The following is a 19226-nucleotide window of genomic DNA, read 5'->3' on the forward strand; positions in this document are numbered from 1 at the left end:
ATTACCTGACACAACGAACCCAATTGTCGTAGCCGTCGATGTCGTCGCTGCCGACGTACGAACCGCTCCAAGCATACCGATAGCCGTAGTCGGCAGTCGAAGTCCACGTCCCACTACTGCAACTAGGTACACCATTCCCACCCATTCCACTTGAAGTTGCTGTTTCACCTAAAGTGGGTAATCTCCAATCGTTATATCCACCTTCAACTAGGTTGGAGCAATAGCTAGATGCTTTAGAATAAGATATCGTATTGCCAGCACAATTTGAATACATTCTTACGCCTGTGTTGGTACTGCAAACTTCTTTGGTTGTTGTTATTTTATTTGTATAATCTACAACGCTTCCAATATTAGCAACACTATACCCATCGGCATAATCCCAATAGGTATCAGCGGGGGCTAAGGCTTCGGGGCAGTAGTCGGTTCCGTATTGGTCAATCAAACAGTTAAAGGTCTGCCCTGGAGTTAAGACATCCGCCGTTTCATCCCAAACACTTGTGTTACATTTTTTCTCCTCAAAATCATCAGCGGAAAGAGCATCATCCTCTTTAAAACATTCAGGCTTAGTGTCATACTCAAATACTGCTATAAACATAGCAGGGTTGTTAAAAGAGTCTGCATGTGAACCGTAATCCGCCCATCTGCCGCTATTTCCACTCATGACTCCCCAATGCTCCCCTAGAGGTGCTACCATAGCCATATTATCTACAATATCATAATCTCTTACAAAGTTATCAGGTTGAGCTGCATCCCAGTTCGAGTAAGAAAGAGTTTGATTTTTAACAGTCTTGAAGCGTGATGGATTAGTGCTGCATATACCACTACCCTCGTAGCAATAGCTTGATGAATAGTTTGGATCCCAAACACCAATCCAAGCCGCACTTCCTCCGATAATCCCTTTAATAAATCCATTCTCTGTTGTGGTATTTGGAATAGCCAAATATCCACCGTTGTTCTCTGCAACCTGTTTTGCGACATCAAACGTCAGCTTGTCTGTTGTAACAGTATAGTAGTGTCCGTTGTACTCTAAAATGTCTTTCGTGGATGAGCAATCGAGGGCAAAAAGAGAACTGAAAAGTATTGTCTGTATTAATAATAAATTTATTTTCAATTGAGAATCTCTCTTAATAAATTTTCTGATGGCTTTCCGATATAAAAACCTTGCGAAAACTCAATGTCAAGCTCACAAACTTTATTGTAGATACTTTCATTTTCTACATACTCTGCTATGATTTTTATATCATGAATTTTGCAAAAGCTTAAAATGGAGTAAACTATCGATTCATTTTTCTTGTTGTGAATGTTTTTGATTATTTGTCCATCGATTTTTAAATAGTCAAAATCAAAATGCAAAAGATTTTCAAAGTTAGAATAGCCGGTACCAAAATCATCAATAGAAATTTTTATACCAATTTTTTTAAGTTCATTTAAAAAAATAACTGCTCTTTTAAAATCTATTTTGTCTGTTTCAGTAAATTCTAAAGTAATTCGCTCAAGGTTTTGAATGCTTTTTAATTCCAAAAATAAGAATTTGCAAAACTCAATATCAACAATATTGAGCATGCTAATGTTGATAGATACATTTAAAAATTCATACTTTTTTAAATCTGAAAATACTATCAAAATCATCTTTTTTGATAGTTTGTTGTAAATGCCATGCTCTTTAGATTTTTGCATAAAAACATCGGGTAAAATAATTTCAGCTCCATTGCTTAAGCGCATGAGAGCTTCATGTTTATGTAATGATTTTGATTTATTACACAAAATAGGTTGATAGTGCACAACAACATCAAAGTTTTCTAAAATATTAGACATCTGTTTTTCATTCATCTTTTAAGCCTTTTTTTTTACTTATTTTCCCGCGGGAAATTTTGCATACTGACTGCTTTTGTGCAATCGTTTCCATTTTATTTTAGCTTTCCACACTCAACTTCATAGTCGCTAATATTTTTACTTGAATCAGTCACTGGCTTATTCTCAAAATAAAAACATCTTTGGTATTTCTGTTCTTGATTGTAGTACATCTTCCAAAAAGCATCTGGTACAGCAATTTGGTTGTGTCCTATACGCTTAGGACTGTTAGAATAGATTACACCATTGAGAACATCAACTTTACCCATCTTTGCCGCTATGGCTCTTCCAAAGCGTTCTACACCTGCCCACGCTTTTTTATCTCTATTTACCGTAGCGTGCTGCGGGATGATGTTGCTCATTACATAGGTCGCGTCCAAACTTCTTTGAGAGTAATCAAACGATGCATCTTCCGCCATATGTCCTCTGTCCATATCGTAGCGGTTTCTGATATAGTCGGAATGCTCACTCCTGTATTGATTTGGTATATTTTTGTCTGGATAAAAGCGAGGGCGTTCGTCGATATTGCCTTTGTTTGATAAAAAGCCGTCTATCGTGTAAGCAACATATTTTGCACCCTTTACCTTGTAGTCATAACAAGTCTTAAAATATCCATCGTTTTCAAGAACCTGATCGCACACTTTATCGTTAAAAAATTGATGCAAGAAAGTATCGCTTGCCAAAGCCAGTGATGTGGTAAGCACCATAGTTGAAAGTATTTTTTTAAGCATTTCTCATCCCTCCTTATTTAATATATTTTTCTAGTTTTGGAATATCTGCACCATTGACAACATCAACAATTTTTTGCTCTTTTTCATCAATTACATAAATTTTTGGAGTACCCGCAACTTTCAGTTCTTTTGCAAGAATCTCCATTTCTTCTAGTTGTTTTTTTGCAGCATCAGTCAACTCTACTGTTGGGATATTTCCGCTATGTATATCATTTAATGCTTGTTTAAAGTCTTTTGAAGATAACGCTATCTCACTCCACTCTTTTGCATTTTTATGAAATGGAAGAGGAGTAAAGTTGTAGTAAACTGTTGTGTTGTTTTGGCTAAAAAACTTTTCAACTGTTTTACAGAAAGGACATTCAGGGTCTGTGAAGAGTACAAACGAATAGTTATTTTGAGTACCTTTGTTGAATATAGCTTTTTTTGCAGGCTTAAGCAATTTATCTATTGATAGATTTTTCAGTTCATTTTTCGCCAGCTCTTCTTTCCACTTTTGCAAAAAATGCGTGGTGTAGCTTTTACCCTCCTTGCTCCACACTTCTCCAAAAACTATTGTTTCATTTAATGGATTGATATAAAGAAGTTGCCCATTGTCAAAATAAACTCTATAAAATCCATCCAATTCCACAGCTTTTTCATATTTTATAAACTTAGAATTTGGAATAACATTTTGGATTAATGCTTTTTGCGCATCGACTTTTGAAATATCTGCCAGAAGAGCAGATGCCATTAAGGATATAAACAATATTTTTTTCATCTCTTGCCTTTTTTTCTATTTACTCTTATTCATAATTTTGATGATTTTAAAGATATAGATGCATAAAAAAGGAAGTAGTTTTTTTGAAGTTAATTGGAATTTTTAGATTTTATTCTTTATCATCGGTAGTTAATTATTTGTATGCTTTTTGCTCTGTTGTTTTCTGTAATTTCGCAAACATATCACAATGGTTACGCAAGGCGATTGTTTTTTTCAACAAGTCTTCACCAAACATATTGGTAAACTCTTTTTCTTTTCGATAACTTTCATCTTCCACTATCTCCAATAGTTTTGAGGCAGTTGGATGAAACAGTGAAAATTTGCCTCTCCATTCATTGTAATAAGGGCAATCAGAGTTGGCAATCTGCTTGAAGCTTAAGCTTCTGCGCTTAAAACATATTTCCTCTTTTCTTTTATGAAATGCGCTGTAAATTAAATGCAAATGCGTCAATGCACCTGAAAGGTCTCTTGTTTCGATACACTTTTTAGCTTTTTTTATGTTCTTTTCCAATACTTGCTCCTATCGTAATTTTTTAAGGATTTTAAAAATGCGTGTATGAAACAAGTTCATTGGAGAAAAAGATTTAATTAGTAGAGCAAGTCATGTCTTTTGCTAATTCGTTAAGCACACTAAGACTAGCAACAGACTCATTAAAGCTTGATTTATTTACTTCTCCACAAGCATATTTGACAGTCTCACCTGTTTCAAATGGGCAGATATCCCGATTTACACCGGTACATTCTCGTAGCTCATATTCAAAAACTTGAGTATTTGTCGTATTGGATGTATAAGAAGTTGATCCGTCAGTGTAGATTTGTCCGTTTGAAACAATTCTTTGAATTTGACAATATCTCGGCTCTTCTAAATCTTCTATCCTGGTCATATTGAAAGTTTCGCCTGCAGCAGAAACTATTTTATTGGATTCGGTTGCTATAGGTATTGAATCTGCCTTTGCTCTTAAGGCATTTTTATCGGCAGTAAAATCAATACTATTTTCATTTACCGTTGCTCTGAGTAAAGTTCCAGCTGCCGTATTTGGATTATTTTGGTCGTTATACATTGTAGTATTACCTTGATTAATTATGCTTGAGTTATCGGTCTCACTGTATGCATAGTTGCTGCTACCTGTTTGATAGTTTCGGCAAGTATCTTGATTTTCTCCAAAAATCTCAACTATAGAGTTGTCATTACTTACTCTTGTAAGCACAAAACGAGGCATATTTGCTTGTAATATATTGTAGATACCTGCTGATATATCATTCAAAATTTTATCACTGCTAGAACTTGCCAAGCTTCCGCAAGAGCTGTTAATGCAGTAGCAATTTGAGGAGTTACTTCGGTTAGAGGCAGCTAGAGAAATACCACTTGAATTGTATTGATATCTATAGTAAGTACAGTTGTTCCAAGTACCTATATCACACTTAACAACACCATCTGCACATATTCCGCTTATGTCTGTAAGCGCACTATGCATCTCTTTTGTACCATCTCCGTTTATGTCGGCATTGACAGATATGGAAATATCACTAGTGCCTGTATAAGAGATATCTGCTATAGCTTGAGTTGAACCGTCGCAAGTCATATTTGCTTTAAAAGTAGATTTGCCATCAACGGTATTAAAACTAGAAGTACCTGTCCCTGGAGCAACGATTGTGCTTTGAAAATTTTTGCCAAAATGATTATTTAAACTTTTTGCTTCGTTTAAATATTCTCCTGCATTTATGTTACTAATTAGCGTAAGTAAAAATAATAATTTATACATTGCTATTTACCCATAAAGGCTTGATTTGCAGCTTGGGACTTAAGATCTTGATCTCTTTTGCGGATAAGATCTAATATATTTTTATGTTGTGTGAAATTTTCCTGAACAGCAGAATAATATTGCATTGTTTGCTTGTTTAACTCATTTATTTTTTTGGTCATTTCATTTGCATGTTTAACATTTTCAGGTGAAAGGTCTTTGCCATGAATAGCAATATAAGAAGAAACACCTCTAGCTATCAATCTGGATAAATACAATACTAAATCTTTTGTCTGGTCTGCAGCAATCTGGCTAGTCATAAAGTCAAAATCGTTATCGGCTCTGCTTAATACTGCGGTGTTTAAATATTTATATACAGGAAAACTTAGCGTTGATAAAAATCTTTTATCATTATCATCTAAAATTTGCCTATTTTTCATCTTGTTGTAAATCTCAGTTAAATGTTCTTTGATAATATCTTTTGCACCTTCCGTTATCTCATGCTCATTAAATTTTGAGAGATTTTTCGTTGTAGTTGAATAACTAGAATATGGTATTTTTCCACCTTCGTAAATTGTTTTAAAAAGGTCATTTGTTGTTCCACCTGGTACTGCATACGCAGTCGGTTTTCCATCGGTATCCTTACCGCCGATAACATCTCCGATAGCAGCTCTAAAAATTGATAAAATGAGTTTATCTCCATCAGCATCATTACCCAAGAGGTCTAATTTAGAAACATTAGGCAGCCCTTTTGTCGAAACAAGATGCAGTAAGCTACCCTCAAGAATTAAGATTTCCATCATATCATTTGCTTTTTGTGCATTTCCACCAAAATAATTTTTTAGACTACTGTTCCATCCTTGAATAGCTTCTGTTCCTGTTTTTAAATTTTGGGACATCCAAGAATCTGATTGTCCACTAAAAACAGACTGGTTCATCGCTTCACCAACTAGCTTGCCTGCACCTTCAGCGCCTTGTATAGCACCACAAGTATCAAAATTCATTCCATTTATCATATTCGCAAATTTCTCAAGCTCATTCATGATGTTTTGACAATCTTTGCATAGAGCGGAAATCGCCATTTGATAAACAAATGCTGGAGCCGCAGCACTTATCGCTTTTAGCTTTTCAATAATAAATTCTGGTTGAAGATAGTTAAACCCTCCCATGCCGATATCTATACCGCCGCATCCAACATTGAATCGTGGAGGGTCTATATGAAAAGGCGTAATTGTTCCACCAACCTCTCTATAGCGTATAGTTTGAGAACCTAATGTGTAGATACCTCTTGTTTGAGTTTGATAGTAGCCCATATCTGTGCCGACATCAATCATATTATCTTTTATCCAATCTGCCGATAATATGCCAATTGCGACAATACTTAAAACTATTTTTTTCAAAATATCCTCCTCGCACTTTTTGAAATTTGCTTTTTATCGACCAACCCAAAGTATCTACTGTCAAAACTTTTAAGATGCTCACCCAAAGCAAAGAATTGGTTGTTTGGAATAATTCCGTCATAGCTATAATTTGGCATAAGCTGTCCTTCATTGTTTTTTTGGAATATGGTTGCAATTGCTCTTCCGTCACAAACTACTTTGTAATCCTGAACCAATAAATGCTGTCCACTATCACAACCGATTTTTTTAATAAACAGCTTGCCACGATGATAATTTTTATAGTCAATTTTGTTATATTCAAACACAACATAATCATTTGCAGCATCTTTATCTTGAAGTAAAAAAAGCGAGCCATTTACAGATTCGCTTTCAGGAATTACAAATTTCATATCCGATGCTTTTAGCCCAACAAATATTGCAACCATAGACACCACAACAATTGATATATTGAGAACTTTTTTATTCATGGCAATAGTTTTTGCTGTTTAAGTCTATTGATTAAATCATCGGTAAGATCTATGATTTTATTTGATTTTGTGGTTAAGATATGCGTTTTTGGATAAACAAGAGTCTCTTTCTCTTGAGAGACAGTATTTATATAGTCGTTAGAAAAAATAATAATTTTTTCTAAACTATCGTAATGTTTAATAACATCATCTTCGGTTGCAGAAGAAGCTTGCAGTGTTGCTTGTTTTAGCTGGTAGATTCTTTGTGCATCTACAACATAAACCTTTTGATTTGAAGTTTTATATGCATCATAAGCATAAATACCGCCGCCAATTGTGACAGCTACAAAAACTACATCTATTAGCCCTTTTAAATTATTTTTCAAATTCATTTTACGCTCCTATTTTTTCTTGATCTACGATATATTGAATCGCTTTGCCTGTTGACAACTGATGCTTATTCATAATTTCGTTGATTTTTGCTTTGTCTTTTGGATCGGAACTGCTTAGATAGTAAAAGTATCTATCTATTAAAAGTCTAACGACCGATATTTCATTCTCTGGATTGATGTAAAATATTTCAGAGTAGTATCCTTTTAAGCTTTTTGTGCTTTTTAGCAGCTCTATATCAAGTTCTGAGAGCGTAAAGAGTCCTGATTGCTTGATAGCATTGATAGCAGTATCGTTTTGATTGAGAAAGAATTTATAAGGACTGTTTGCCATGATTGCTTGTCCTGCAATAGATAAGCCGCCTGTTTTCATATTGTAGATATCTTCAAAACTTTGAGTGATAACGATAATTGAAGCATTGTGCTTTCTAAATCTTCTATACGCTTGGTCAAAGAAAGCATCCATAATCGCGTTTTTACCTAAAAACTTATGTGCCTCATCGATAATTACTTGTGTCTGAATATTAAAATCATGATTGTTATAGATAAACGAAGCAATGTTTGAAGCCATTATATAAATTAGTGCATCTCTAATATCTGCTCTTTGCTCAACGCTGGAGAGGTCTAGCACAACCATAGGTTTAGTCATATCCACATCTCTAGCACCGGCTACAAATTTATAATATGCTCCGCCTTTACACCAAGGCTTTAGATGAATAGCAAAATCTCTTAACCTAACATCCTCACACTTTTGCAAAAGATGTTCTTGAATGTCATGAATTTCAAGAATCTTATCTTTATTATTGTCTAGCAAATGTGCGATAACATCCTGTAAAACACCTTTAATATATCGTTCTTCAGACTGAGCTTGTTCCGAAAAAAGATTTGCGCCTATCATGTAAACAAAGTTAATCATAAACTCTGTCTGCTCAAGTACTTCATCAAGCGTTTCTTTAGCTGCAGTTTGGAGGTATAAATTATATGTTGTCTGCAATCCGTGAAAAGGATTGAAAGAAATAGGTTTATTCATGTCAATGGATATATATTCACCCCCATTCTCTTCACAAATCTTTTTATAAGATTCACCAATATCTATAATAAAAACTCTCGTTTTTCTGCAATACTCATTAAAAGCAATAAAGTTTGCCAAAACAGATTTTCCTGCTCCGGCTTGTGCAACTATAAAAGCATTTTTTGAATAGTTAGAATTAAATATATCCACACCGCACATTTGCCCTCTTTTACTGACAAATATAAGATTTGGATAGTTACCGCTATAGTCTGCTTCCAAAGGTAAAAACTGACACACTTCATGTACAAAATGGTTTTCATCGTTAGATTTAGAGATAAGCTGAAAATACTCTTTGTTTATACCTGCTGGCAAGCTGCCTATAAACAACGGCATTATTGCAAATGTAAAATCTTCTAAAATGATACCGCCTATCTCTTCCTCGCCCTTTTGAGTTTTTTTCTGCCAATATGATTTGATTCTATCTGTATTTGCTTTTGCCAGTTCATATGTTTTGCCACTCACCCAGATATTCAAATCAACCTTAAATAAAGGCTTTCTATCCTCAATATTTTCAATAATATCCTGTATCTCTGTTTTTTCTTTCTTGACTTTACTTCCTGTATTTCCCCCACCTTTAACAATTTGTTTATTTCTTTTTATAGAGGCAGATTCAGTAGAACTTACTCTTGTAAGATTAAGACAAATCATATAATTATCTACGAATTGATTGCTATCCGAACCTTTGGAGATATAATCCCCAAGCTTCATGCCAAACTCACTTATATGTGCATATTTTGGATATTTTATTGGAGTCAGAGCTTTAAAGTATTTTCCATCTACTACAACACTGTCTTTATATACAGATATTTTATTGTCACTTGCCATGATCTGTTTATTAAAGAATTTTCTCTCATTGTATTCTTGAATATTCTGCATACTATGATTTGGATTTACCATTTCAAAAAATATCGCTTTTAGCTCATTTTCTTCTAAGTTTGTCGGGTAAAAATGATTAGAATTTAAAATATTGAAAACATCTTCCTTGATAGCTTTTAACCTACTAAAATCTCTATTTTTCAAGACAAAAAAAACTCTATTATTTTTTATTTGTGTGGAGAATCTTGCATTTATAGGTTCTTCGGTTTTTTGGCGTAAAAAGTTTACAAAGTTATAAACACCGTTTAGAACGATATCTTCATCTCTTTGCGTATGCACTTTTGTGTATTCTTGCAGATACAGTTCTATATTTTTAGAGCCAAAGAGAATTATTTGTGTATAAAAACCTTCAGGTATTTTTGACAAAGCTTGCTCAAAAGTCTCTGCTGTTTCACTGCCCATTCTTATTCTAGGAGCAAGTTCACATATCCAAGCATACTCGCCGTCGTTTGTTTCCCAGATACCATTTTCGTCATATATAGAGGGACGAATATAATCAGAGAAGTGAGAAAATGTATAATGCTTTTTGTCATCGTATGCGTTAGAAGCAATGAATCTATCTCTGATATTTTTTCCTATCTTTTTGAACATAGACATATATTTACTCCTTGTTTATGGAAAAATATTTTTTATCTTCGGCAAACGCAGACTCTTGAATTTTTAAATGAAGCCTTGATGCCTCATGATAATCACCATCGGAATCAATATAGCTTTCAATTTTTATTTTGGCTATTTTAGGTTTTGTTAAAAGCGGACTTTCGCTATCGACTTTTTTTTCAACAATTTTAACTTCCAAATTTTGTACTTCTGGTACTTCAAGCTTGTTTTCTGCACATCCTGCAAACGCAATCCCAACTAGTAAGATTACTACTGTAAAAAATCCCATTTTTTTCTCTGTTTTCATTTGTCTTTCCCTGCCTCTAAATTGTAATTGTCTCTTACCATTCCACATCTACCCGCATCTAAATCAGAGTTACAGCTAAAATTCTCTTTATATGGCATTAGCCAACAACCGTTAAAAATTAACATAGTGATTATCAATAGAACTATTTTCATCTCACACCTCTTTCTTAAATTCTATTGTCGATACATCTGTAACCATAATATCTACATCTATATTTGGCTTAATCTCAATGGAAGGTTCAATTTGCCTAACCATATCCATATAAAATTTAGACATTTCCGATCCAGCTTTTGACATTCCTCCGTACGCTCCACTCTTTAGCATTTCGTCACTGCTCATTCCTTCGTTAGATGTAAGAGTTCCTGTAGTAGTTGTCAAAACACTTTGGTATTGGCTACTTCCACTTTTTGCAAAGCCATCCACAAAACCAGCAATCAAACTTCTGCCAAGTAGTGCGCCTTGTTTACTTACAACTACTCCACCAATGCCGTTTGTCCCACTTGTGCCAAATACACTTGCTGAAAGTTTAGAGACTAAAACTTCGCCATCGTTTGTCGTGCATGATAAAAAATTTGTTCTGATATGAACCGTCTCAGTCGCAAGATCTCCTTTTGCTTCTCCCTTAACTATGCACTCTTTAATATTTAATTTACCTCTGTTTGGAAGAATTGCCAAATCAGTTACTTTTAAAAATACAGGTTGCGGTTCATGTACAGCTTTTGTAAGTGTTGGTGCTCTAACCCCACTTATAAGTCTTGCTTTTATTAATACTCCAGGAGCAAGAGTTATATTTTTTTTCCCGCGGGAAATTTTTTTATCATCAGTGATGTTGTCATCATTTTTTTTTATATCAAAAACCATGCTGTCTTGCATATTTTCAATCTTTATTATTTTCTCTACAGGTTTTTGTACGACAGCTGCTTGAGGATTTGTATTTTGGAAACTTTGGAAAGGAAGAGGATAAGAATCTTCTTCTTGATTTGAGTCAGAATACTTAAAATCTACACCTTTTTTAGATTTTGATTCAGGTGTATTTTCTGCCTTTTGCTCCATCATCTTCTTCATTTCATCAATCTGCTTAAGCTGCTCTGCTTGTTGTTTTTTCATCTGCTGTAATTCACTTTTTTGTGCACTTATCTCTGGAGCAATTTCGCCTACAAATTTTGTTTGCACCATGTCGTCGTTTTTAAATATTCTGATTTTTTCTTTTTCAACCACCGTGTTATCTTCAGTTGAGCCAATTGCAACCCAAACTCTCCAAGCGACAAGAACAGCCAACGCTGCGCCACCTGCGATAAGTTTTATATTTCTTTGCTCTTTTTGTGCGTCTAAATTCGGAGATATTATCTCGGTGTTATTTTCTTCTTCCATGATGGCTCCCTATTTGTTCTGTTCACACAAAATAAAATAGTTTTGCTCAAATACAGCAGTGGCAACTATCTTATTTTTAACAATTTGATTGATTTTTTCGATTGTTTTGTCGCTTTTATTGAAGACAAAAAATTTATGTACTTGGTAATTTGTACCGTCAAATTGACTTAAAAACAAAAAATCATCATGCCTTGCATTTTGAACAATCTCAGTAAAGCTATTGCTCAATTTATTTGCTATTGCCAATTTAAAAATATTTTTTATATTTTTAGTATATTCGTTTGAGGCTTTTTCAACTTTTTCGATATCTTCTTTTTTTACCGTATTGTCGGTTATGTACACGGTTCTTGTGTCGATTTTATCTGGAACAAAGACTACTGCATAGGTTTTGTTTTCTGTCAAAAAAAACACTTCGGCTTCTTTGTCTGCATAAACTATTTCCGTTTCTGTCACTTTATTGTCAATAGTTTCTGTCTTTTTGGAAGGTATGACTTTTACATATGCTTCATGTCCATTTGATTGTATGTTTAAGTTTTTCTCTTGGCTAAATATTTTGCCTGTAATGGCTGCAGGTAAAACAATTCTGTTTACACTGTTTTTGCTAATGCGTATCCTTAGAGTTTCATTTTCATACTTAAATGTATTTGCATCGGCTTTTGGAGTATCTGCCATCAGAAGAGCAGATGCCATTAAGGATATAAACAATATTTTTTTCATCTCTTGCCTTTTTTTCTATTTACTCTTATTCATAAAAATCATTTAATTTCAAAAGTCGAAATATAAAACCTTCCGTTTTGAACTTCAAAATAAATTTTTAAAACCACCTCTTTTTTTTCAACAACTTTATCTCCGATTATGTTGTGCTTTGTCCCCTGAACTAGAATATGGTCTTTTTCATATTTGAATGTTTTTGCCCAAAAAGCACTTGTTATCCCATTTTCAACAAGGTATCTAGTCTGATTTACTAATTCCTGCCTGAGATTTTGATAATAGGAAGGAGCTGCAAGATCAAGGATTAACTCAAACTGTCCTTTTGCGCTATTTGGAGAGACATTTAAAAGTGCAGTCGCTACATATTGCCCCATCTGCTTTAAGTATGTTTCACTTACATTTCTTGAAGTTACCCAAAACTCTTCCGTTATATTTGTTGGCACAACCACAACTTTTTGCTCAGTGTAAAGCTTATAAATTGTAAAGCTACAAACAGCCAATGCTCCCGCCAAGATTATAGAAACTGCCTTATTGGCAATTTCTTTTGCAACTAACTTATCGTGCTCATTTTTAAAAAATTTTCTGGTCATTTTACAAACTCTCTTTCATGGCTTTTTGGAAATGTTTTATAATCTGGGCTTGTGATGCCATACCACCACAGCATTACCCAGTAATATCCCTTCACTTTAGTTTCATTCAGCTCTTTGATAAGAATCATTAAATAAATTGCGACAGCGATAGTTATTAAAGTAGCCGTAAAACCAAATTGAAACACTTTTGCAACGGCTATACCGCTAATGGGTATAGCTATATCATGTAATGTATAATTACCTATCGTAATATCCTTATTGGTACTACGATAGATTTTTATATAGTTGCTCATTAGATCATAGCACCAGCAATCGCTTGAGCGATGCTGTCCAATTGCCCAATAATTAGAGCTAAAGCACCTACCATAACACCTTGAAACGGATGTTCTTTATAGGCTCTAAACACAGCCATAGCCAACATACCTACAACAAGTATCGGCTGCAGATATTGGTCTGTCAAAATTGCCTGAACTTTCGTCCAAAGTCCGCTCATTCCCAAAGTATCCGTTGTTCCTGCAAATGCTGCCCCACAAAAAACCATTAACAATACGACGGTAAACATAATCTTTTTATCCATTTTTTCTCCACTTATATTTTAAATTTTAAAACCGCTACAACAGTAGCATTTGTTAAAAGGGTATTTTTATCCGGTATCAATTTTTTTCATGATTCAACCTTTTTCTCTGTTTCCTCTTATTCATAAATAAGTCGAAAAAAAGGTTTTTAAGAATGTGAGTGTTTTTATATTTCTAAAATTTTGATCAAATAATTAACAAATTCATTAATATCTGTCGGTTCGCCTACCATTGGAGCGATAACAAACTTTTTATTTTGAGTCATAACGAAAGTGGTGGGAGTAGATGTAACTTTAAACATTTGAAGCATCTGAATATCATCTTCAATTAAAGAAAATATATATTTTGAGCTTAGATATTGTTTGGTTTTAGCGTCCAAAGATGCAAGCTTATTTTTAAAAGTTACACAGTGGCTACAGTTGCTAGAAGAAAAAATCAATATAATTTTTCTTGTATCTTTTGGATTTGAATAATTTAAAACTTCTTTGATATCATAGAAGTAGATGCCGTTTAAATTAAGCACTGGAGTACTTGCAAACAAATTTGAAATGAGAATAATCGTTAAAATTATCTTTTTCATTTTATTTCCAATTTTTTTAGAATATTTTGTAAAAAAGAGTTTTGTTTCTTTTCATTCATTTTTTTAATGACATAGCCAATGGGCATATCGCCGTAAAAAATATATGTATCGGCATCTGCTTTATCAGCGTTTGCAGATTGTACCTCTTGAGATTTCATCTCAAAAAAATCTTTTTGTGTATATAAAATTGCCGGAACTTGCTTTATATTAAAATGTTCAGATAACCTAGGATCTATTACGATTTTTGCATTAGCGTATTTTTCTCCTATAAGTTCTTTAATCCATTGCAAAGTAGGTTTTATCTTTCGCATACCGCCGATAGCACCTTGCATCACAAAAACCACATTATCTTGAATGTATTTTGTACTCTCAAGATAATTTTCAATCGTCTCTTTAGGCAGAGATGAACTTATAAAAATGTAGATTGTCTCTTTTGAATTAAAGTAAAAATTTTGCTCACCTTTTTCCTGTTGAGATTTTACATATTGCTCTGCTATTGCCGCTTGTTCGCCCCAACCTAATTTTTTGTCATAAAGCAGGTTGTCTTTTGCCTCACAAAACTGTTTTTTAAACTTATCGGAATGAATAACTTCAGCATCTGCTTTAGCTGCATTTTCAATATTTTTATCTGCAAGTTTATTTTCAACTATATTTTTTGCGTCTGCTCTGATAGAATCAGAGATATTTATATCTTTAAATAATTTTGATGCACTCACATCTGCACTATTGTTGATATTAATCTCTTTTTTTACTTTTTCAATACCTGTACTATATTTATCTAAAAATATTTTTGATTCATTTACATCAGCTTCTGCTTGTAAATTGATAAAAGCAATAGCAGACAATAAGATTAGTTTTTGCATAATTTTCTCCCTATAAAACACAACAATCCCTTTTTTTAAATAGCATAAATCCAAAGTTATCCCCAATAAATGGCGGATTGTGCCCTGGTGTCCAAATCAACCCGCTTGTACCTATGGTCGTTGCGTATGAAGGTACCGGAGAAACTAGCTGCAGCCGATATGCAGATTTTCTCCAGATAGGAGCCGGATAGTAACCGCATAATCCTGCTTGCCCCCAAGAACCCCATAGTATCAATTGCCTGTGTAGCTTATAAATCATTGAAGATGCTACACTGGCAGCATCTTCCACCATATTTTTTGTATTTGTCCATCCTGTTAAAGGGTAAGCATTGCCCCAAGCTCCCTTGCACCAAAAAAGAGGGTCTATTGGATTAAAAAGAGTAGAAGCAGCAGAGTCAGCTACGCATGCTAAGTTGGCAATTGGATTTCCAAACAACAAAGCTTCAGGTGTCATAAAAGCACTAAGAGTATCGCTATTCCAAAGAGGATCTACTTCTGTAACATATGCATAGTCAGCTCCAGTGCTTTGAAGGCATACAAAATCTGTTAATAACTCAAGTAAGGAAAAAATAGGAAATATTAAATAATGCGCCTGATAAAAAGTTTTTTGTCTATCCTGCCCATCTCCATATGTGCCGCCTCCTATTCTTCCCACACCTGTTCCGAAACCAAAAGTCGGAAAGCACCAAGAATCAGAAACGACTTCGATTATTCGAGACGGTTCAAAATATGATATAGGTATGCCTATTCTTGGAAATGGGTCAGTACACACACAAATAGGGCTACCTACATGGCTTGAACTGTCTGGCATTCTCCCAGGCACAATAGTTGCCCCAGCAATTCTAAGAGGAAACATTGCGCTATAGTCAATTTTACCTATCAGGTCAAGAGTTAATGCCCCCGTTGGCGCACAAACAGCAAAAGCATTTACAACAAACGCAAAATAAATTATTGACAATTTTTTAAACATATTTCACTCACTTTGATTTTATTTTTAATTTGTTTTACAATTGACGGGGTTTTTTGGATTTGAAATCTATCTGCAACCTCTTTAGTGAGATAGTAGGCAGGTTTTTTAAACTCTTCCGTAATCTCAAATACATTGCCGCCTGCCAATAAAACCATATATTTTGCACTATCAAGATAGTTATTTTTTTTAGCCCAGTCAAGCTCTGTTTTATTACTTGCATCGATGATTACAATTTCTTGCTGCATGTGTACATAATCAGCAGGATTGAATTTAAACCCTTTTGCATACATAATCCGTCCCGTAGCATCTTTAATATCTTCAGGTACTGTGTAAGTCATATCAGGGTAAAAGACTTTATGCTTTGTAGCCGCAGTAAGTTTTCTTTGCTCAGGCTTCCAATCTCTGGTTTTGCTCTTTTGTTCAAGTTGTTCTTTTGCTATTTTCGCCTCTATATTTTTCTCATTTTTTTTAATATGATCTTGAATATCTGTTAAGGCGTTTTTTTCCGTAAAACTGTATGTTTTTCCCTCTGACAAAATAATTGTCTCGGCAAAAAGAAGCTGAGATAACAGACAGATGATTAAAAATCTCATGTGTTTTCTCCCCATCTTCTTTTTGTTTTTATGTACATATGATATGAAGAGAATAAAACACCAACAGACAATAATGTAGCTATAAAGATAAGTATTTCCATATTCATTAAATCTCCTCAACTGTAATTTTGTACTGCCCATTCAAGGAGAGTGGAATTTTTTTAAACTTTTCTTCTTCAATATTGATTTCATTATAGTTGAGATAAAAAATATTCTCAAGCCATAGATTATTTCTAGAATTGGAATAGATGAAGGAGTGTTTTTTCCCGCGGGAAATTTTTTCTTCCTTTAACTCTTCTAATTCTACTGATAGCTTATATATTTCATATTCATAGCTCCAATCCATCAATAAAATAAACTTATTACTATCAATTTGTAAGTTATGCTCTTCATTTATTCTATATCCTTTTTTAACAGCTTCTTTGATATCCACAATTTGATTTGAAATAGAAACCGCTTCCTCCCACTCTTGTATTTCCTGTGCATATGGGTTTTTCCCAATTTGCTTGTTATTGCCTGCTTTAAAGCCCTTGATATCATCTCTAGTAATTTCGCCGGCTATATATTTTTCATATACCTCTCTTTGAATGGCTTTATCTTTTACTCGGCTTATCTCTTCAAGTACAGACAAAGAAATATCATTTTTATTTTCTTCTATCTCATTTAAGATTGAACTATCAAGCTTAAGAGAACTGAAAACTTTTGAAATGTAGCTAGCACTTTTTCCGATAGCGGTCGCCAAATCTTGTTTTTGTGCATACTTGCCGCTTGCCCATAATTGCCCTATAAACTTTGCTTTTTCAAAATCACTCAGATCTTCTCTTTGAATGTTTTCAATGAGAGAGAGTTCTTGCACTTTCACATCATCTGCTTGCAGCACATGTGCTTTTATGCTTTTTAGCTCTAAATATTGGCAAGCTCTATATCTGCGTTCTCCGCTTACCACCATATAACCGTCATCTTTTTTAACTACTGCTATAGGTTGAATAAGCCCTTGCGCTTGTATGCTCTGCGCCAACTCCTCTATATTTTGAAAATTTTTGCGAGGTTGATTTGGATTTGGAAAAACTTTTGTCAGTTCCAATTCCATAAAAGCACTTACTCCCGTTGTGCGTGTTTTACCGGAAGTTGCTTTATTGATTGCATCTAAGTTCATCTCTTACTCCTAAAATCTCCTGTTTTGCTTGAAGATGATCTGCTACTTTAAAAATATGACTTCCTTCTCCCATGGCAGTTCTGAAAATTTTGCGTGAACGAACTACGGTGTTAAGTAGTTTCATTTTATTTTTACTGACGGCTTCTTTGATAATGTCAAAGTTTTTTGTAAGAGGATGGATGTTGTTTAAGACAACATGTATCTCGGCATCTACTTTTAGCTCTTTTAAAATTCCTTCAAATGTTCTAAATCCTAGAACCTCAGTAATGCTTTCGCTGATAGGAATAACTATTCTGTCAGAATGTTCTATCGCTGCACGGTTGATATCGCTATCAAAACCACCGACATCAACAATGCAAATATCATCCGGAGCAACAGCCTCTAGTTCATTTATGAGTTCATCTACACTCAGCGGCTGCAAAACATTAAGCGTATCACCGCTTATAATATTTACAAAATAGAGAGTTTGTTGAAAGTCAAGATCTATAATCTTGACTTGTTTGTTTTCAAAGCTATGTGCCAAATGCCATGCAAGAGTACTCTTACCGACTCCGCCTTTCGTATGTGCTATTGTTATTATCATTTTTGCTTCTCCTCTTTAAATATCTTTTTGCTATATTCATAAACCTTATTCATAATTTTGTCTTGAGTGCTAAGTCCTATTGCAACTCTTTTCCAAGCCTGTTTTCCCTCAAAATCTATCATCAGCCAGATATCTGGCAGGCGTTCATCACTTATTTTTAACTTCGCAAAAAGCTCATCAGCTTTTTTGTTATTAATGTCTATTTTGAGCTGTTTTATCTCAGGATAGTCATAGCTTATAAAATTCATTACATCGTCTTGCTTTGATGTGACTTCTCTTTTGTTACTATCATAAAACATAACAACAGTCATATATTTTGAAAATTCAGAGAAAAAAGCTTTTTTCTCTGTTTTGGAAGACTCACTCATTGCGCTCTTTGCAAAAGAGGTCTTAGCAATGTTTACGCTTATGTCAAGTTCTGGATTTTCAAGCATAACTTCACCCCATGTGCTTGTCAGTTGATCTGCTTTCTTTTGTACAAAGTTTTGAAGGATGATAAATTTTCGGACATTATCTTTAGTAGGGTTCATTGTAGATATCTCTTTTGCTTCAGTGATTAGTGCTTCAAACTCTTTTGCACTAAGCTCTTCAAGATCTTCGGGTATCTCTACTGTTTTTTTAGGTTTTTTTCCCGCGGGAAATTTTGCAGTATCTTTTTTGGTAGTGTTATCTTCTAATTTTGCAGTTAAGTTTGCATCTTTATATGCAAACCATCCCTCTAAATTATTTTTGTAAAAATTTGCAAAAGCCATACTAGAACACAATAGCGACATTATGATTACTTTAGTCATTGAACCCACCACAAGTATCACTGCCAAGACTATTGCCAAAAGTGTCAATACCGCCCATGCCACCCATCATAAGCCCACCGCTTACAGGGTTGAGTAAACTATCGTTTATATCATCATTGTTGATTTTTTTAGTTGTTGTAGAGGTATTATCAATTTCCACAGATGAAAGTTCACTATCATCTGTATCTTTCTTTTTAAATATCTTATTTGAAATATAAGCCAAGCCCATCATGAGTGAAACCCAGCCAATAACTATAAATATAACTTCCATTTCT

General features: G+C 34.2%; 24 protein-coding genes. All 24 read right to left on the reverse strand.

Annotated features, from left to right (window positions below; genetic code table 11):
• Position 1: 1 nt before the first annotated feature.
• Positions 2-694, reverse strand: a complete 693-nt coding sequence (locus AC6H4V_RS08465; protein ID WP_497606483.1) for an Lcl C-terminal domain-containing protein — start codon at positions 692-694, stop codon at positions 2-4.
• Positions 695-1107: 413 nt separating this feature from the next.
• Positions 1108-1830, reverse strand: a complete 723-nt coding sequence (locus AC6H4V_RS08470) for an EAL domain-containing protein (RefSeq protein ID WP_497606484.1) — start codon at positions 1828-1830, stop codon at positions 1108-1110.
• A 77-nt stretch (positions 1831-1907) separates the two neighbouring features.
• On the reverse strand, positions 1908-2582 hold the full coding sequence (locus AC6H4V_RS08475) for a DNA/RNA non-specific endonuclease (RefSeq protein ID WP_497606485.1): 675 nt from the start codon (positions 2580-2582) through the stop codon (positions 1908-1910).
• A 13-nt stretch (positions 2583-2595) separates the two neighbouring features.
• Complete coding sequence (locus tag AC6H4V_RS08480; RefSeq protein ID WP_497606486.1) at positions 2596-3339, reverse strand: thioredoxin fold domain-containing protein; 744 nt, start codon at positions 3337-3339, stop codon at positions 2596-2598.
• Between the two features lie 133 nt (positions 3340-3472).
• On the reverse strand, positions 3473-3850 hold the full coding sequence (locus AC6H4V_RS08485) for a hypothetical protein (RefSeq protein WP_497606487.1): 378 nt from the start codon (positions 3848-3850) through the stop codon (positions 3473-3475).
• Between the two features lie 73 nt (positions 3851-3923).
• Positions 3924-5102: a hypothetical protein gene (locus tag AC6H4V_RS08490; protein WP_497606488.1), complete on the reverse strand. Its 1179-nt coding sequence runs from the start codon at positions 5100-5102 to the stop codon at positions 3924-3926.
• 2 nt (positions 5103-5104) lie between these two features.
• Positions 5105-6481 carry a conjugal transfer protein TraH gene (locus tag AC6H4V_RS08495; protein ID WP_497606489.1) on the reverse strand — a complete coding sequence of 459 codons (1377 nt, stop codon included), beginning with the start codon at positions 6479-6481 and terminating at the stop codon, positions 5105-5107.
• Positions 6478-6948, reverse strand: a complete 471-nt coding sequence (locus AC6H4V_RS08500) for a S26 family signal peptidase (protein WP_299857315.1) — start codon at positions 6946-6948, stop codon at positions 6478-6480. The genes AC6H4V_RS08495 and AC6H4V_RS08500 overlap by 4 nt, the downstream gene beginning before the upstream one ends.
• On the reverse strand, positions 6945-7319 hold the full coding sequence (locus AC6H4V_RS08505) for a hypothetical protein (protein ID WP_299857316.1): 375 nt from the start codon (positions 7317-7319) through the stop codon (positions 6945-6947). The genes AC6H4V_RS08500 and AC6H4V_RS08505 overlap by 4 nt, the downstream gene beginning before the upstream one ends.
• A 1-nt stretch (position 7320) precedes the next feature.
• Complete coding sequence (locus AC6H4V_RS08510) at positions 7321-9861, reverse strand: TraG/VirB4 family ATPase (protein ID WP_497606490.1); 2541 nt, start codon at positions 9859-9861, stop codon at positions 7321-7323.
• Positions 9862-9865: 4 nt separating this feature from the next.
• On the reverse strand, positions 9866-10168 hold the full coding sequence (locus AC6H4V_RS08515; protein WP_299857319.1) for a TraV family lipoprotein: 303 nt from the start codon (positions 10166-10168) through the stop codon (positions 9866-9868).
• A 153-nt stretch (positions 10169-10321) separates the two neighbouring features.
• Positions 10322-11539 (reverse strand): TraB/VirB10 family protein, encoded by a 1218-nt coding sequence (locus AC6H4V_RS08520; RefSeq protein ID WP_497606491.1) that lies wholly within the window; start codon positions 11537-11539, stop codon positions 10322-10324.
• Between the two features lie 9 nt (positions 11540-11548).
• On the reverse strand, positions 11549-12256 hold the full coding sequence (locus AC6H4V_RS08525) for a TraK domain-containing protein (RefSeq protein ID WP_497606492.1): 708 nt from the start codon (positions 12254-12256) through the stop codon (positions 11549-11551).
• 38 nt (positions 12257-12294) lie between these two features.
• Positions 12295-12840, reverse strand: a complete 546-nt coding sequence (locus AC6H4V_RS08530) for a TraE/TraK family type IV conjugative transfer system protein (RefSeq protein ID WP_299857325.1) — start codon at positions 12838-12840, stop codon at positions 12295-12297.
• A complete protein-coding gene (locus tag AC6H4V_RS08535) occupies positions 12837-13133 on the reverse strand; it encodes a hypothetical protein (RefSeq protein WP_497606493.1) in 297 nt (98 codons plus the stop codon). Before AC6H4V_RS08535 ends, AC6H4V_RS08530 begins: the two co-directional genes overlap by 4 nt.
• Positions 13133-13417, reverse strand: a complete 285-nt coding sequence (locus AC6H4V_RS08540; protein WP_497606494.1) for a hypothetical protein — start codon at positions 13415-13417, stop codon at positions 13133-13135. The genes AC6H4V_RS08535 and AC6H4V_RS08540 overlap by 1 nt, the downstream gene beginning before the upstream one ends.
• A gap of 164 nt (positions 13418-13581) precedes the next feature.
• Positions 13582-13995: a thioredoxin fold domain-containing protein gene (locus AC6H4V_RS08545; protein WP_497606495.1), complete on the reverse strand. Its 414-nt coding sequence runs from the start codon at positions 13993-13995 to the stop codon at positions 13582-13584.
• Complete coding sequence (locus AC6H4V_RS08550) at positions 13992-14858, reverse strand: TrbC family F-type conjugative pilus assembly protein (RefSeq protein WP_497606496.1); 867 nt, start codon at positions 14856-14858, stop codon at positions 13992-13994. Before AC6H4V_RS08550 ends, AC6H4V_RS08545 begins: the two co-directional genes overlap by 4 nt.
• Positions 14859-14868: 10 nt before the next feature.
• A complete protein-coding gene (locus AC6H4V_RS08555) occupies positions 14869-15828 on the reverse strand; it encodes a TraU family protein (RefSeq protein WP_497606497.1) in 960 nt (319 codons plus the stop codon).
• Positions 15807-16421, reverse strand: a complete 615-nt coding sequence (locus tag AC6H4V_RS08560; protein WP_497606498.1) for a chromosome segregation protein ParM — start codon at positions 16419-16421, stop codon at positions 15807-15809. Before AC6H4V_RS08560 ends, AC6H4V_RS08555 begins: the two co-directional genes overlap by 22 nt.
• 106 nt (positions 16422-16527) lie before the next feature.
• Entirely contained in the window at positions 16528-17577 is a 1050-nt protein-coding gene (locus AC6H4V_RS08565) for a ParB/RepB/Spo0J family partition protein (RefSeq protein ID WP_497606499.1), read from the reverse strand.
• Positions 17555-18160 (reverse strand): AAA family ATPase, encoded by a 606-nt coding sequence (locus AC6H4V_RS08570; protein ID WP_497606500.1) that lies wholly within the window; start codon positions 18158-18160, stop codon positions 17555-17557. The genes AC6H4V_RS08565 and AC6H4V_RS08570 overlap by 23 nt, the downstream gene beginning before the upstream one ends.
• Entirely contained in the window at positions 18157-18951 is a 795-nt protein-coding gene (traF, locus tag AC6H4V_RS08575; protein ID WP_497606501.1) for a conjugal transfer protein TraF, read from the reverse strand. The genes AC6H4V_RS08570 and traF overlap by 4 nt, the downstream gene beginning before the upstream one ends.
• The gene (locus tag AC6H4V_RS08580; RefSeq protein WP_497606502.1) at positions 18944-19222 is read right to left on the reverse strand and encodes a hypothetical protein; all 279 of its coding nucleotides are present in this window, start codon (positions 19220-19222) and stop codon (positions 18944-18946) included. The genes traF and AC6H4V_RS08580 overlap by 8 nt, the downstream gene beginning before the upstream one ends.
• Between the last annotated feature and the right edge of the window lie 4 nt (positions 19223-19226).

The organism is Sulfurimonas lacustris (assembly GCF_059705355.1).

Coding starts and splice junctions, on each gene's coding strand:
- AC6H4V_RS08465 (WP_497606483.1), bottom strand. CDS start 694: ATGGTAGCACCTCTAGGGGAGCATTGGGGAGTCATGAGTGGAAATAGC.
- AC6H4V_RS08470 (WP_497606484.1), bottom strand. CDS start 1,830: ATGAATGAAAAACAGATGTCTAATATTTTAGAAAACTTTGATGTTGTT.
- AC6H4V_RS08475 (WP_497606485.1), bottom strand. CDS start 2,582: ATGCTTAAAAAAATACTTTCAACTATGGTGCTTACCACATCACTGGCT.
- AC6H4V_RS08480 (WP_497606486.1), bottom strand. CDS start 3,339: ATGAAAAAAATATTGTTTATATCCTTAATGGCATCTGCTCTTCTGGCA.
- AC6H4V_RS08490 (WP_497606488.1), bottom strand. CDS start 5,102: ATGTATAAATTATTATTTTTACTTACGCTAATTAGTAACATAAATGCA.
- AC6H4V_RS08500 (WP_299857315.1), bottom strand. CDS start 6,948: ATGAATAAAAAAGTTCTCAATATATCAATTGTTGTGGTGTCTATGGTT.
- AC6H4V_RS08505 (WP_299857316.1), bottom strand. CDS start 7,319: ATGAATTTGAAAAATAATTTAAAAGGGCTAATAGATGTAGTTTTTGTA.
- AC6H4V_RS08510 (WP_497606490.1), bottom strand. CDS start 9,861: ATGTCTATGTTCAAAAAGATAGGAAAAAATATCAGAGATAGATTCATT.
- AC6H4V_RS08515 (WP_299857319.1), bottom strand. CDS start 10,168: ATGAAAACAGAGAAAAAAATGGGATTTTTTACAGTAGTAATCTTACTA.
- AC6H4V_RS08520 (WP_497606491.1), bottom strand. CDS start 11,539: ATGGAAGAAGAAAATAACACCGAGATAATATCTCCGAATTTAGACGCA.
- AC6H4V_RS08525 (WP_497606492.1), bottom strand. CDS start 12,256: ATGAAAAAAATATTGTTTATATCCTTAATGGCATCTGCTCTTCTGATG.
- AC6H4V_RS08530 (WP_299857325.1), bottom strand. CDS start 12,840: ATGACCAGAAAATTTTTTAAAAATGAGCACGATAAGTTAGTTGCAAAA.
- AC6H4V_RS08535 (WP_497606493.1), bottom strand. CDS start 13,133: ATGAGCAACTATATAAAAATCTATCGTAGTACCAATAAGGATATTACG.
- AC6H4V_RS08540 (WP_497606494.1), bottom strand. CDS start 13,417: ATGGATAAAAAGATTATGTTTACCGTCGTATTGTTAATGGTTTTTTGT.
- AC6H4V_RS08545 (WP_497606495.1), bottom strand. CDS start 13,995: ATGAAAAAGATAATTTTAACGATTATTCTCATTTCAAATTTGTTTGCA.
- AC6H4V_RS08550 (WP_497606496.1), bottom strand. CDS start 14,858: ATGCAAAAACTAATCTTATTGTCTGCTATTGCTTTTATCAATTTACAA.
- AC6H4V_RS08555 (WP_497606497.1), bottom strand. CDS start 15,828: ATGTTTAAAAAATTGTCAATAATTTATTTTGCGTTTGTTGTAAATGCT.
- AC6H4V_RS08560 (WP_497606498.1), bottom strand. CDS start 16,421: ATGAGATTTTTAATCATCTGTCTGTTATCTCAGCTTCTTTTTGCCGAG.
- AC6H4V_RS08565 (WP_497606499.1), bottom strand. CDS start 17,577: ATGAACTTAGATGCAATCAATAAAGCAACTTCCGGTAAAACACGCACA.
- AC6H4V_RS08570 (WP_497606500.1), bottom strand. CDS start 18,160: ATGATAATAACAATAGCACATACGAAAGGCGGAGTCGGTAAGAGTACT.
- traF (WP_497606501.1), bottom strand. CDS start 18,951: ATGACTAAAGTAATCATAATGTCGCTATTGTGTTCTAGTATGGCTTTT.
- AC6H4V_RS08580 (WP_497606502.1), bottom strand. CDS start 19,222: ATGGAAGTTATATTTATAGTTATTGGCTGGGTTTCACTCATGATGGGC.